This window comes from Mycobacterium sp. DL (assembly GCF_039729195.1).
Lineage (GTDB): Bacteria > Actinomycetota > Actinomycetes > Mycobacteriales > Mycobacteriaceae > Mycobacterium > Mycobacterium hippocampi_A.
Genome location: NZ_CP155796.1, coordinates 5,567,614 through 5,582,713 on the forward strand (window position 1 = coordinate 5,567,614; position 15,100 = coordinate 5,582,713).

At 67.1% G+C, this 15,100-nt stretch carries 4 protein-coding genes (1 of these 4 cut by a window edge); all 4 read right to left on the reverse strand.

What is annotated here, in order from left to right; genetic code table 11:
* Nucleotides 1-7,024 carry the 5' portion of a non-ribosomal peptide synthetase gene (locus tag ABDC78_RS26560; RefSeq protein WP_256735836.1) on the reverse strand. The gene continues 2,042 nt to the left of window position 1, outside the view, so 7,024 of the gene's 9,066 nt are visible here — the first part of the coding sequence; the start codon lies at nt 7,022-7,024; its stop codon lies off the left edge, out of view.
* A gap of 16 nt (nt 7,025-7,040) precedes the next feature.
* Entirely contained in the window at nt 7,041-13,262 is a 6,222-nt protein-coding gene (gene pks2, locus ABDC78_RS26565) for a type I polyketide synthase (protein WP_178357220.1), read from the reverse strand.
* A 181-nt stretch (nt 13,263-13,443) separates the two neighbouring features.
* Nucleotides 13,444-13,665 (reverse strand): MbtH family protein, encoded by a 222-nt coding sequence (locus tag ABDC78_RS26570; RefSeq protein WP_178356990.1) that lies wholly within the window; start codon nt 13,663-13,665, stop codon nt 13,444-13,446.
* Nucleotides 13,666-14,219: 554 nt separating this feature from the next.
* Entirely contained in the window at nt 14,220-15,080 is an 861-nt protein-coding gene (locus tag ABDC78_RS26575; protein WP_347133236.1) for a class I SAM-dependent methyltransferase, read from the reverse strand.
* Between the last annotated feature and the right edge of the window lie 20 nt (nt 15,081-15,100).

A 15,100-nucleotide genomic window follows, 5' to 3' on the forward strand; every position in this document is an offset into this window, starting at 1 on the left:
GACTGAGGAATTCGTTGCATGCCAACGCCAGGGCGATGAGCAGGATGTCGTTGATCCCGGTGTGGAAGGCTGCGGGAACCTCGAGGAGCAGCGCTCGGGTGGTGACGGGTTCCAGGGTCGCGGTGAGGTGGCCGGCGCTGGCGTAGGTGTCGAGTTCGGGCTCAGGTGCGGGCAGCGCGGGCGGGATGGACACCGTCTGTCTCCAGGCGCCGGCGGTGCTGATGACCCGCGGGGTGTGGGCGTGTTCGGCGAGTAGCGACGCCCACCGCTGAAACGATGTGCCTGTGTGGGGCAGGGTGATGTCCTGGCCGTTGTGATGCTGGGCCCAGGCGGCATTGAGATCCTCGAGCAGAATTCGCCAGGACACGGCGTCGATGGCGAGATGGTGGACGATCAGCGCCAATTGTCCGGTGTCGACGGCCCACAGCGCGCTGAGCATCGTTCCGGCGGAGGGATTCAACCGCGAACGTGCCGCTGCCAGGGCCCCGTCGGAAAGCGCGTCGACCGGGTGCAGGCAGGCGGCCGCGTCCACTGAACCGGGCTCGGGGATCTGCAGTGACCAACCGGACCCGTCGTCGAGAGCACGCAGTCGCAACATGGCGTGCCGGTCCAGCAGTGCCTGCAACACCACAACCACGTCGGCCAGGGACGCCCCGGTGGGTGCCTGCACCACGACGGTCTGGTTGAACTCGGCTGTCGGGCCCTCGACGGTGCGCAGCCAGCGCATGATCGGGGTCGGCACCACCTGCCCGACACCCTCATCGATCGGGCTGTCCTCACCGCCGGTCACCCCGACCACTTGGGCCAGCCGCGCAACGGTCTGCTCCACGAAGACGTCGCGCGGACGGCACAGCACGCCTGCAGCCCGGGCGCGGGCCACCACCTGCATCGACGAAATACTGTCTCCACCAAGGTCGAAGAACGAGTCGTCGGTTCCCACCCGCTGGAGTCCGAGGACCTGGGCGTAGATGCCGGCCAGAATCTCCTCGATGGCATCGGTCGGAGCGCGGTAGCGCTCACCGGCTGAGTAATCGGGTGCAGGCAGCGCGCGCGCATCGAGTTTTCCGTTGACGGTCAATGGCAGTTCGTCGAGGACGACAACTGCTGCCGGCACCATGTAGGAGGGCAATCGCTCGGCCAACGCTGCACGCAGCCCCGCGGGGTCGACCGCTCCGGTGACGTAGCCGACCAGACGACTGTCACCCGGGCGGTCTTCGCGGGCGATCACCGCGGCTTGGGTCACCCCCTCCAGGCCGGCGAGTGCGGTCTGGATCTCGCCCGGTTCTATTCGGTGGCCACGGATTTTGACCTGGTCGTCGGTGCGGCCCAGGTACTGCAGTTGCCCGTCGGCCCGCCAGGACACCAGGTCTCCGGTCCGGTACATCCGCGACCCGGAACCCCCGAACGGACACGAGACGAACCGCGAGGCGGTCAAGCCCGGCCGGCGCAAGTAACCGCACCCGACACCCCGGCCCGCCACGTACAACTCCCCGGCGACCCCGGCAGGTACCGGCCGCAGCCACTCGTCGAGGACGAACAGTGCCGCCGTCGACACCGGGGCGCCGATGGGCGCTGCGCCCGAACCTGGTGTCAGCGGCAGACTCATCGAGGCATACACGGTGGCTTCGGTCGGGCCGTAGGCGTTGATCATCACGCGCTCAGGTGCCCAACGGTCCACCACCTCGGCAGTGCAGGCCTCCCCGCCGAGGAGCAGAGCCACCGATTCCAGCCCCTGCGGGGACAAGGCTCCGACCGCTGAAGGAGTCTGGGTGAGTACGGTGACCTGCTCGCCAAGCAGCAAGGCGTGCAACTCTTCCGGAGACCCCGCCACCAGTTCGGGAACCACGACCAGGCGGCCTCCACCGAGCAGCGAGGCCCAGATCTCCCACACCGAGAAGTCGAAGGCATAGGAGTGACACTGTGTCCACACCTGTTCCTCCGGTAGGTCTGACGGCGTGGAGGCCGCCAGGTGGGTCAGGTTGTCATGGGTGACGGCAACACCTTTGGGCACGCCGGTGGTGCCAGAGGTGTAGATCAGGTAGGCGATGTCATCTGCCGCGGGAACCGGCAGCGGGGTGCAGGGCGTCCGGTCCGAAGCTAGGGCGTCGATATCGACGACCGTTCCCCGGAATCCGTTGAGCCTCGCCCGCAGGGCTTCGGTGGTGATGGCGACGACAGGTGCGGCATCGGCGATCATGAACGCGACCCGCGCATCGGGGTGCGCGGGGTCCATGGGCAGATATGCCGCCCCGGTCTTGAGGACGGCCAACATCGCTGTGACCGCCTCGGCTGAACGCTCCACCAGCAGCGCCACACACCGCCCCGGACCCGCTCCCATGCCGGCCAGCGTTTGCGCCATCCGGTCGGCGGCCTCCTCGACCTCGCGGTAGGTCCACGAACGTCCCTCACAGCAGATCGCCACCGCCTGCGGGATGCGCGCCACCTGGTCGGCGAACAACTCGGGAACCGACACCGCCGGCGGGGGCGCAACGCTCAGCAACGCCCTGTTGCCGATATCGTCCAGCCGCATCCGCTCAGCGGCGTCGAGCACGTCGATCGACGACAATCGTCTGTCGGGATCGGCTGATATCAACGACAGAACGCGCTCGAACCGCTTGACCAGCAGCCGGACACCGGCGGCGTCGAACACGTCGGTGCGGAACTCCACCGTCCCGCCGATGCCTGCCGGCTCACCGCCTTCTGTGAAGCGCTCGGCCAACGAGAACGACAGGTCCATGCGGGCGGTGTGGGTGTCTACCGGCATTCGGGTCACCTGCAGCTCGCCGAGTGTCGGCGCAGCCGGGTTGCCGGAGTGGTGTCCAGGCAGGTTCTGCCACGCCAGCATCACCTGGACCAGCGGGTGATGGGTCAGGCTTCGGGTGGGGTTGAGCCGCTCCACGAGAACCTCGAAGGGCACGTCCTGGTGTTCGTAGGCGGCCAGACTGCGCCGCCGCACCTGCGCCAGAAGGTCGGCGGCGGTGGGATCGCCGGACACCTCGACCCGCAGCACCAGGGTGTTGACGAAGAAGCCCACCAGCTCGTCGAGCGCGGGATCGCTGCGGCCGGCGATCGGGAAACCTATTGACACGTCGGGGCTTGCGCTCAGCCGTGACAGAAGAAATGCCAGAGCCGCCTGGACGACCATGAAGCTTGTCGCGTTGTGTGCGGTGGCCACCTCGCGCAGCCGCTGCTGCAGCTCCGCCGACCAGTCCAGCGTCACGGTGGCGCCGTGCTGATCCGCCACCGAAGGGTAGGGCCGATCCGTGGGCAGTTGGAGACGCTCAGGCAGGTCGGCCAGCGCATCCAGCCAGTACGACAACTGCTCGGCGATCGGGCTGGCCTCGTCGTCGATATCGCCGAACTGTGCGCGTTGCCAAAGGGTGTAGTCGACGTACTGCACCGGCAACTCCGCCCAGCCCGGCGCCTGCCCTGCACACCGGCTTGCATACGCCACACCCAGGTCCCGCATCAGTGGGGCGATCGACCAGCCGTCGGCAGCGATGTGGTGCAGGACTCCGACCAAGACGTGTTCGTCGTCGCCGACATGGAAAAGCTTCGCCTGCAAGGGTATCTCGCGTGCCAGGTCGAATGTGCGACGCGCGGTCTCCATGATGGCGTCATCCAGGAGGCCCGCGGGCCATCCGGTGGCGTCGACGACATGCCAGAAGCCGTCGGCTTGTGCTGCGGGAATAACCAGTTGCCGCGGAACCCCCTCGGGGGCCGCGAACAGAGTGCGCAGGCTTTCGTGGCGGCTCACCACATCGCCCAGCGCGGCGCCGAGAGCCTCGGCATTCAGTCTGCCCCGCAGCGCCAGCGCCAACGGCATGTTGTAGACCGGTGAGGGTCCCTGCAACTGGTCGACGAACCACAGCCGACTTTGGGCGAACGACAACGGAATCTGCGTCGGCCGCTCGGTGGCGATCAGCGGCGCACGCCGCGCGGCCCCGCCACCGAGACGTGTCGCCAGTTGGGCGATCGTGGGCGCGTCGAACAGAGCGCGTACCGATAGTCCAGCATCAAGTCCGCTGTTGATCGCCGCGACGGCACGCATTGCCGACACCGAGTCGCCCCCCAGGTCGAAGAACGAGTCGTCGACCCCGACCCGTTCCACACCGAGGACCTCGGCGTAGATGCCTGTCATGATCTCCTCGACAGGGGAGGCAGGGGCGCGGTAGCGGTTCCCGTCGAGATATTCGGGGGCGGGCAGGGCGCCTGCGTCGAGTTTGCCGTTGACCGTCAACGGCATCGTCTCGAGTACGACCACCGCCGCCGGCACCATGTACGGTGGCAACCGGTCCGCCAGCGCTGCCCGAATGTCTGCGGGATCAATTGTCCCGTCACGTGATTCGGTGAGATAGCCGACGAGGCGTTTGTCGCCGGGGCGGTCCTCGCGGGCGATCACCACCGCGTGCTCGACTCCGTCCAGCCCCAAAATGGCGGCCTGTACGTCGCCGAGTTCGATGCGGTATCCGCGGATCTTGACCTGCTCATCGGCGCGCCCGACGTACTGCAGCTGTCCATCGGTGCCCCACCGCACCAGGTCACCCGTGCGATACATTCTCGCGCCGGGCCTGCCGAAGGGGCATGCCACGAATCGCGACGCGGTCAAACCCGGCCGACGCAGGTAGCCGCAGCCGACGCCACGGCCGGCGACGTACAACTCACCGACCACTCCGGCGGGCACCGACTTCATCCACCCGTCCAGCACGAACAACGCAGCGGTCGGGACCGGCGCGCCGATCGGCGGTACTCCCGAACCCGGTGTCAACGGCGCGCTCGCCGACGCGAAGATCGTCGTCTCGGTCGGACCGTAGACGTTTACCAACACCCGTCCGGGCGACCACCGATCGACGATCTCCGCCGGGCAGGCCTCGCCGCCCACCAACACGGCCACCGACTCCAGACCGACCGGTGAGAGGGCGCTCAGCGCCGACGGCGTCTGGCTCACGACGGTCACCTGCTCGCGGACCAGGAGGGCGTGGAAGTCCTCTGCCGAACGTGCCACCGGCTCGGGCACCACCACCAGCCGCCCGCCGTGAAGCAGTGCACCCCAGATCTCCCAGACAGAGAAATCGAAAGCGTAGGAAAAGAATTGACACCACACGTGCCGCTTCGACAGCCCGACGCCGAGATCAAGGGACTCATACAGTCGGGTGACGTGCTGGTGGGTGACGGCCACGCCCTTGGGGACGCCGGTGGTGCCCGACGTGTAGACGATGTGGGCGAGGTCGTCGGGCGCGGGCCAGGGCAGAGGGGTGCCGGGTTGGGCGTCCACCGCGGGGTCGTCGATGGTGACCACCGGCAGATCACATCCGTGGAAGCGACCGGCCAATCCGGCGGTGCTGATGGCGACGACCGGTGTCGAGTCGTCGATCATGAATCTGATTCGGGCGCGTGGATGTGCGGGGTCGATCGGTAGGTAGGCCGCCCCGGACTTGAGCACCGCCAGGATCGTGATGACGGCGTGAGCCGAGCGCTCCATCAACAGCGCCACGCACTGTCCCGGCCCCGCACCACGCTCGGACAGCAAGTGCGCCAGCTTGTTCGACGCCTCGTCGAGGTCTCCGTAGGTCCACGACATTTGCCCGTGAACCAGCGCAATTGCCGTCGGGTCCCGCGAGACCTGAGCGCTGAACAACTCCGGTATCGACGCCGCCGTCGCATCCTGGCTCAATAGAGTTCGGTTGCCCCAGCGGTCGAGCTGTGCGTCCTCGCCCGGGGCGGTGGGATCGATCGACGAGAGGCGATGCAACGGCCCGGCGGTCATCGCCGCCAGGACTCGCTGCAGTTGCTCCGCCAGGTCGGTGACCTCGAACCTCGAGAAGGGTTCTGCCGCGCCTGCCGTGCTGAGAAAGAGCTTGTCGCCCACGCTGGAGAAGAACAAGCCGAAGCCGGCCACCTGGCCGGAGCCGGTGTAGGACGCCGACGCCGCGACACCCCCGAACTGCAGGGTGAAGACCGACGGTATGAAGTTGACGTTCACCCGACCGCTCGGCTGTCCCGGGTCACGCGCGTGTGCTCTCCGCTCGAGGTCCTGCACCGGAAAACGCTGATGGCGCAGTGCTTCTCCGATTCTCCCATCGACATGCTCGCAGAACTCGGTGACCGTCGCCCCCGGTCGGGCGTCGAGAACCAGGGGTACGATCCCGGAGACCATCCCGGGAAGTGTTTTCGACTTCAGGTGCACTCGCCTGCTCACCGGAAAGTCGAGCACCACCTCCGAGGACACACCGGACCACCTGCGCACCAGCAGCGCGCATGCCGCGGTGACGATGGACGACCGCGGCACGTCCCTCGCTTCGGAGAATTGGTGCACCCGGCGAAGCACCGCGGGGTCCAATTGGACTGGCGCCGAGGGTGTGTAGGGATCCTGCGCGACGGCGGTGTCGGGCCGCCGGTGATCTGGACCCGGTTGTGAAGGCAGGTTGCGGGTCCAATAGTCCTGATCCTCGAGAAACTCAGGCGACGACTCGTAGGCCATCTCGCTGCTGACCAGATCGTGCAGCGAGCCGAAGAAGGCAGCCGGGATGGGTGATCCCGTCACTATTGCCGAGTACACCGAAGCGATCCGGTGGCCGACGAGCGCGACGCCCGAGCCGTCGGTGATCAGGTGGTGGCAGCAGGTGAACCAGTAGAATTCGGCGGGCCCGGTCCTGAACAGAGCGAATCGGAACAGCGGACCGGTCAAGGGCATCGGGGTGCGTTGAATCGAGGACGCTGTCGCGAAGGCGATCTGAGCAGAATCCGCCGAGCCCGACAGATCGTGGTAGGCCAGTTCGACCTTCGGATAGTCGATCGGCTTCTGGAAGACCCGGCCGTCCTCCTCGAAGAAGGCGGCCCTCGCCGGTTCGGCCTCTCGCATCACTCGACGGATCGCCCATTCGAGCGCGGCACGGTCGACCGGGCCGTCGATTCGCACGAAGAGACCCAGTTGCCAGCCCGTACCGAAGCGACCCGTCTGCTGGGCAAGCCAGATGTCGAGCTGTCCGCGTGTCAGCGGAAATGCCGTGTCATCGAGCTCCATCGGTGTCCCCCAGAATTCAAGCGGCGTCCCGGGACGCCAGCTTTGTGCACAGCAGCTCCGCCAGACCGCGAATGGTGATCGTGGCGATGTCGGTGGATGACAGACGCACTCCTGTCTCGTTTTCGACGCGGGTGCGCAGTTCGAGTGCGCCCAGTGAATCGAGCCCGTACCCGGACAGTGGCCGGTCGGGATCAACGCTGCGGCGCAGAATCAGGCCGACCTGATCGGAGACCAGACGCCGCACTCGGGCAGGCCACTCGGCCGGCGGCAGCGCGTCGAGTTCGGCCCGCAGTCTGTTCGTCATTGCTGCGTCGTGGGCGCCGGAGCGGAACGCTTCAGCGAACGGGCTACGTTCGGCGAAGGCCGTCAGCCACGGTGCGCCGGTGATCGGTGCGTAGCCGGCATGACAACGGTTATGGCGCAGAAGTGTTTCCAGCGCATAGGCGCCCTCGTCGGGAGCGATCGCCACCCCTGAGCTCTCCGCGAAAGCCGTAGCTCGGCCGATCTCGGCCCAGGCACCCCAGGCGATGGCGGTGGCCGGAAGGCCCTGCGCACGCCTCCAGTGGGTGAAGGCATCCAGCCAGCTGTTGGCCGCGGCGTAGGCACCCTGCCCGGGCGAGCCCACCAGGGCAGCCGCCGAGGAGAACGAGCAGAACCAGTCCAACGGCTGGCCGGTGGCGGCCGTGTGCAGGTTCCACGCGCCGTGAACTTTTGGTGCCCAGTTGTGGTCGATGATCTCGTCTGTGATGTTCGCCAGCGTGGCGTCCTCGACCACCGCGCCCGCGTGGAGTACACCGCGCAGGGGAAGGCCGGTGGCGGTCGCCGTGGCGACCAAGCGCTTCGCCGTTCCGGGTTCGGCGATGTCGCCGCATTCCACCACGACGTCGGTGTCCATCGCGAGGATCGCCTCGAGTGCTTCGGTCGTAGGGCGCGAGCGCGAGCACAGCACGATGCGGCCACAACCGCCCGTTGCCATCTTCCCGGCCAGGAACAGTCCCAGGCCACCCAGGCCGCCGGTGACGATGTAGGCACCGTCGTGACGGAACACCGTTGCTTGATCCGGCGGGACCATCACGCGGCGGCGGCCGGTGTGGGGGATCTCGAGCACGAGCTTGCCCGTGTGTTGAGCGCTGCTCATCAATCGGATCGCCGTGGCGGCGTCCGCAAGCGGGTGGTGCGTGCTCTGGGGCACCGGCAGCACGCCGTCTGCGCTGAGTTGGTACACCTTTGTCAAAAGGTCTCGCAGCCGGTCGGGTCGGCTGTATGCGAGCAACCCCAGATCGACGGCAAAGAACGCGAGATTGCGCCGGAACGGGAACAGCCCGAGCTTGGTGTCGCCGTAGATGTCGCGCTTACCGATCTCGACGAAGCGGCCGCCGAGCGCCAGCAAATCCAACCCGGCGCGCTGGGCGGCGCCGGTCGCAGAGTTGAGCACGACGTCGACGCCGTAGCCGCCGGTGTCGCGACGAATCTGCTCGGCGAACTCGATGCTTCGCGAGTCGTACACGTGCTCGATACCCATGTCGAGCAACAACTGTCGACGCCGTTCACTACCCGCGGTAGCGAAGATATCCGCCCCGGCCGCGCGGGCGATGGCAATGGCGGCCTGTCCGACGCCTCCGGTTCCGGAGTGGATCAACACCTTGTCCCCGCGCCCGATCCGGGCCAGGTCGTGCAGGCCGTACCAGGCGGTGGCGTGCGCGGTCGTCACCGCGGCACCTTGCTCGTCGGAAAGACCCGCGGGGAGGGTGACCGCCAGTGCTGCGTCGCACGTGATGAAGGTCGCCCAGCAGCCGTCGGCACACAGCCCACCGACGTGATCGCCCACCTTGTGTGCGGTCACGTCCGATCCGACAGCGGTCACCACTCCGGTGAAGTCGGTTCCCAGCTGTGGTAGCTGCCCGTCGAATGCCGGGTAGCGTCCGAACGCCACGAGAACGTCGGCGAAGTTGATGCTGGACGCGCTGACCGCAACCTCGATCTGACCGGGTCCCGGCGGAACCCTCTGGCAGGAAACGAGTTCCATCGTCTCCAGATCACCCGGTACTCGGATCTGCAGTCGCATCCCATCGTGTTGCTGGTCGCCGACGAATGTCCTGCGGTCGTCCGGACCCAGCGGATCGGGGATCAGCCGCGCCGCAAACCACACGCCATCGCGCCAGGCGGTCTCGTCCTCGTCCGACCCGCTGAGCAGTTCCCGCACTGGTTGATCGGGATCGGTGGCGTCGTCCACGTCGATGTGAGTCAGATGCAGCTGAGGATGTTCGGTCCCGATGACCCGGATGAGACCACGCAGCCCGGCCTGCTCCAGATTCGCCATGTCACCGGCCACCACGGTCTGAGCACCGCGCGTCGCGACGTACAGGCGGGGGAGTTCGCCGGGAGTTTCGGGCAGTCGACGGAGGACTCGGACCAGATGCCGCACGCACTCGACACCATCGCGCGGGGACTGATCCCCGTCATCGGTCCTCTCTGGGCCGGCGAACACCACAACACCCGCGATCCCACCGGCGCGCAGCTGATCGGCAAGCTTGGCGCCGTGGTTGGCATGATCGGCAGTTCGCGGCCACTGCATCGTTTTACACTGTGCACCATGTGTTTTCAGCGTTGCCATCCACGACGCGGCGGTGGTGTCCTCGGGGGTGGTGTTGATCAGCAGCCAGGTGCCGGTGGCGGCGCGCTCCGCCTCGGACAGTTCCTGCCGGCGCCATTCGATGCTCAGCAATCTGTCGGCGAGCATCCGGTCGCGGTGGCCGGCCCCCGAGGCCGCGGTGCTCAGCTGCAGCCCCTGCACGGCGAGCAGGACTGTTCCGTGTTCGTCGAGAACCTCGAGGTCCGCATCGACCCCTGCGGCGTCGGCTCTGGTCACCCGTGTGTAGCAGTAGCGGGCGCTTCGGGCCGTACCGTAGGAGCGTAGCCGCCGAACGCCCAGCGGCAGTGCCAGCACGTCGTCGCCCAGGGCCGCGACTGCAGGATGTGCTGCGACAGACTGGAAACAGACATCCAGCAGTGCCGGGTGAACGCCGTAGGCGTCTTGTTGGGACCTGATCTGGCGGGGTAGCGCAACCTCGACCAGGACGGTGCCGGATGTTTCCTCGCCGGTGTGCACCGCACCCAGACCACCGAAGGCCGGACCGTATCGAATCCCGCGCAACTCCAACTGTGTGCGCACCTCGTCGCCGCGTCGATGGCACGGGTGTGCGGCGAGTAACGCCGCGATGTCCTGTGCAGCCGACGGCTTCTGCTCTGCAGTCTGCAGGACGGCGGAAGCCTGGCGCGCCGGTTCGCCGCCCCGATTGGTCTCCACGGCGAAATCGAAGACACCCGGCGATGACATCGCCGCCGAAGAGCCGACTGTGGTCTCCGCGTCCAGCAGCAACGCCTGTTCGAAACGGATGTCGCGGACCTCCGAGGCGTCGCCCAGCACGGCGTCTGCGGCTGCAAGTGCCATCTCGCAGTAGGCGGCCCCCGGCATCACCGCCACATTTCGGACACGGTGATCGCCCAGCCACGGCTGTGCGAGGGTGCCCACCTCGGCCTGCCAGGCATGGCGCTCCGGTTCCTCCTGCAACTGCACGTGCGCGCCCAACAGCGGATGCACCGACAAAGTGCAGCCACCGTGGGTCAGGGAATCCTGAGCTCCGCGGCTGAAGAGTAAGCGTCGGTGGGTCCAGGTCGGCAGCGGTGCGTCCACCAGGTTTCCGCTCGGGTAGAGCGCGGAGAAGTCGACCGCAGCTCCTGCGCTGTGCAGGTCGACGACGAAGCCGCGCAAACCGTTCGGTTGAGCCTGCTCGCGGCGCATGCAGGCCAGCGCCGCCGATGACATGTCGAGTCCGCGGGCGGTCTGTTCGACAGCGTGCGTGAGCAGCGGGTGCGGGGCCAACTCGGCGAAGACGCGGAAGCCATCCTCAAGGGCGGCCTGCACCGCCGGCGCAAACCGCACCATGTGGCGCAGATTGTCCGCCCAGTATTCGGCGTCACAGACGGGTTGCTCGCGCGGGTCGTAGAGGGTTGCCGAATAAAAGGGAACCTTCGGCGTCATCGGTTGCAACTCGGCGAGCGCATCGCTCAGCTCGGCGAGAATCGGATCGACCTGGGGGGAGTGTGAGGCGACGTCGACTGCGATCTCGCGGGCCATTACGTCGCGTTGCTGCCAGGCCGCGACCAGTCCCTGCACGGTGTGCTTGGCGCCGCCGATCACGGTGGATTGTGGCGACGCCACGACCGCCACCACGGCGTCGTCGACACCACGATGGATGAGCTCGGACAGCACCTGCTGGGCAGGCAGTTCCACCGATGCCATGGCGCCCGCGCCGGCAATGCGGGACATCAGCCGCGAGCGCCGGCAGATGACGCGCACTCCGTCCTCGAGCGAGAGAGCTCCGGCGACGACCGCTGCTGCGACCTCGCCGAGGGAATGCCCGATGACCGCGCCCGGACGCACGCCGTAGGAAAGCATGGTCTCGGCCAGGGCGACCTGCACGGTGAACAGGGTCGGCTGGATTAGGTCGATGCCCGTCACAGGCTGCTGGGCGGTCATCGCCTCGGTCACCGAGAATCCGGCCTCGGAGACAATCAGAGGCTCGGCCGCCGCGACCGTGCTTGCGAAGACCGGTTCGGTCGCCAGTAACTCGGTGCCCATCTGGGCCCACTGCGAGCCCTGCCCGGAGAACACCCATACCGGGCCGCGATCGTCCTGCCCCACTGCAGGTTCAAACGGGGCGTCACCGTCGGCGACGTCGCGGAGCGCCGCCGCGAGATCCGACCGGTTCCCGGCGATGACGGCGGTACGAACGGGACGGTGGCCGCGTCGACGGGCCAGGGTGTAGGCCAGATCCGGCAGCGTCACTTCCCGGTGTGTCGTCGCCCAGTCGGCCAGCCGGCCGGCGGTGTGGCGAAGGCCGTCGGCGGAGGTTGACGACAGCGGGAACAGCAGTGGCGACCTCACCGGAGGATCGACCTGGACAACCTGTGATTCAGCGGTTTCCGGTGCCTGCTCGACGATGGCGTGCACGTTGGTTCCCGAGAGTCCGTACGACGACGCCGCCGCGCGACGGGGGTGTCGGCCGTTGGTGGGCCACTCCGTGACCACCTGTGGGACGAACAGCTGGGTGTCGATTGCGGCCATCTCGTCCGGCAGTCGGTCGAAGTGAAGATTCCGCGGAACCACGCCATGCTGCAGGGCGAGGATCGCTTTCATCAGCCCGAGCGTTCCGGCGGCCGACTGGGCATGGCCGAAGTTCGTCTTCAGCGTGGCCAGCGCGCAGGGCCCCTCGGTACCGTAAACGTCTGCCAGGCTTGCGTATTCGATCGGATCACCGACCGGTGTACCGGGACCGTGCGCCTCTACCATGCCGACGCTGCGGGCGTCGACGCCGGCGGCCGCCAACGCCGACCGGTACACGGCGGTCTGCGCTGTCACCGACGGGGTGGCGATGGTCGCCGTGCGGCCGTCCTGGTTGGCGGCGGTGCCGCGGATCAGTGCCAGGATCCGGTCGCCGTCGCGCAACGCATCGGGCAGCCGTTTGAGTAGTACGACGACGCATCCCTCCGAGGACACAAAGCCGTCCGCCGCGACATCGAACGCATGGCATTTTCCGGTGGGGGACAGCATGCCCTCCGCCGACCCCGCGACGAGCTTGCGCGGATCCAGGATCACGGCAGCGCCCCCTGCCAGCGCGAGGTCGCTCTCTCCGTCGATCAGACTGTGACAGGCCAGATGTACCGCGGTCAGCCCGGACGAACACGCGGTGTCCACCGTCAATGCGGGACCGTGAAGCCCCAGGGCGTAGGCAATCCGCCCGGAGGCCAAACTGAAGCTGCTGCCCGTGAAGCCGTACGGCGCCTCGACAGCGTCCGCATCTGCCGCCAGCAGTTGGTAGTCGCCGTGCGTCAGGCCGACAAAAACCCCGGTCAGCGAATCGAGCATCATCTCCCGGGTGAGGCCGGCGTGCTCGATAGCCTCCCAGGAGGTCTCCAGCAGCAGCCTGTGCTGTGGATCGATCGCCGTCGCCTCGCGTTCGTTGATCCCGAAGAAGTCGGAATCGAAGCCTGCGACGTCGTCGAGGAACCCACCCCACTTCGTCACCGACCGCCCGGGCACCCCCGGTTGGGGGTCGTAGTACTCGTCGGCGTCCCACCGGTCTGGCGGCACCTCGGTGACCAGATCGTCACCGCGCAGTAGGGCCTGCCACAACTGTTCGGGAGAGTCGATCCCCCCGGGAAGGCGACAGGCCATGCCGATGACGGCAGTCGAACCGACGCTGACGTGATCCACGATCGGTCACCCTCTTCCACTCGGTGATTCCGTGCGGGTGTCGGTCGGTGAAACCTGAAGTGGGCGTGCAACGATGCGCGTCCGCGGAAGTGCTCGATTCTCAAGCTCCATCCGCGCCCCCCAATCCCGTCGGCCGAGTCTCTTAGCCCTTGTTGTCTGCGAGCCTGTCGCGCAGCGTCTTTGGCCGGATGTCCGTCCAGTTCTGCTCGATGTAATCCAGGCAGGCGGCGCGGTCCGCCTCGCCGAAGACCACCCGCCAACCGGCCGGAACATCAGCGAAGGACGGCCACAGGCTGTGTTGCTCCTCGTCGTTCACCAGGACGAGGAAGGTGCCGGTTTCATCGTCGAACGGATTGACGCTCATCGCTGCTCCAGGCCGTCTACCGGATGGTGAATTGACGCGAACGTTACTGCAGGTCTGCCGAGCCGGTTCGAGGTTTCGGGAAATGGGGGAGATGTTCGCTAAGGCAGAGGGGGCGCGTGTATTTGCGTCGTCAAGAACACTTGCGAGCCGGGTTTCACTCCTGCAGGTCCGGCCGTTGCTGGGGGTCTGCTGTGAGCTGCCCTCGCGCATTCGCGCACGCGATCGGCGTGCATTTGCCAGGGCTGCCGCGGTGTGCAGTTTTCCGCGGCGCGGCGCGGTCGGCTGAAGGTGCCGTGCCGTGCTGGCCCGGCTTCTCCGCGGAGGGTGCCGGGACCCGTTTCCCAGTCCTTCCGCGAGGCAGGCAGAATCCGGATTTCGGGGGTTCGGCACACCTCGACGGTCTCGACACCGCCCCGACCCCCCGCGGCAGGTGTGTGCCGGCATGACCTTCGGCCGCGGCCTGACGTGCGCCTGCCAACCGAGGTCTCGCCGCGGCGCCCGGGTGGCTCGCCGACGATCCCAGCCACTACGGTCAGCAGCGCTGACGGCGCGGTTCAGAACGCAAAACGGAAGAGTCGATCGTAGTTTCGGATCATCGGGATGCCGTACTGGATCCGGTACAGCAAACGTGCTGTGGCGGTGGGGATCTTCTCGTAGCCCGCCATGATGGGGCTGTCGTCGATGAGATGCAGCCGGGAATCCCATTGCGGGATCTCCACGCCGTCGCCGGTGCCCCACTTGATGAGGCCGGAAGTGAAGACGGTGGACAGGCGCGGCCCCCACTTCGACAGCAGGTCCGCGAGCAGCTCTCCGGTGTCGAATCGGTCCACCAATCTGTGGAGCAGCGCGGCTGTCTCGGCCGGGGTCAGGTACATCAACAGGCCTTCGGCGACGATGAGAACGGGACCGCCAATGGGTAGCTGATCGATCCAGCCGGGATCGGTCACCGAGGACCCGACCATCCGGTAGGTGTCTGATTCGGAGTACAGCCGGCGGCGCAGCGCGATGACGTTGGGCAGATCGACGTCGAACCACGGCGCGTTCTCCGTAGCGAGGCGGAAGGCGCGACTGTGTAATCCGCATCCCAGGTGGAGCACAACGGCGTCGGGATGGCGGTGTAGGTAATCGGTGATCAAGGTGTCGAATTGGGCGCTGCGCAACGCCACCATGAACTGGTTGATCTCCGGGCGAACCACTCGGTGAATCCGCTTGAAGTCGTATTCGATACGCGCCACGTCTCGCGCGGCGAACTGGTCGCCGAGGATCGGTTGGGGTAATCGACTCTCGCAAGCCCGTAGGTAGAGCAGACACAGGTTCGTCCACTCCACGGATTTCCACCGCACGCCGGTGAAGTCCACCTTCTCGCCCCGACCGCTCACCGGGTCGACCGGCCGCTGTGCTCCGGTGTCCGTCACGACGTCTCCTCACCGACTAC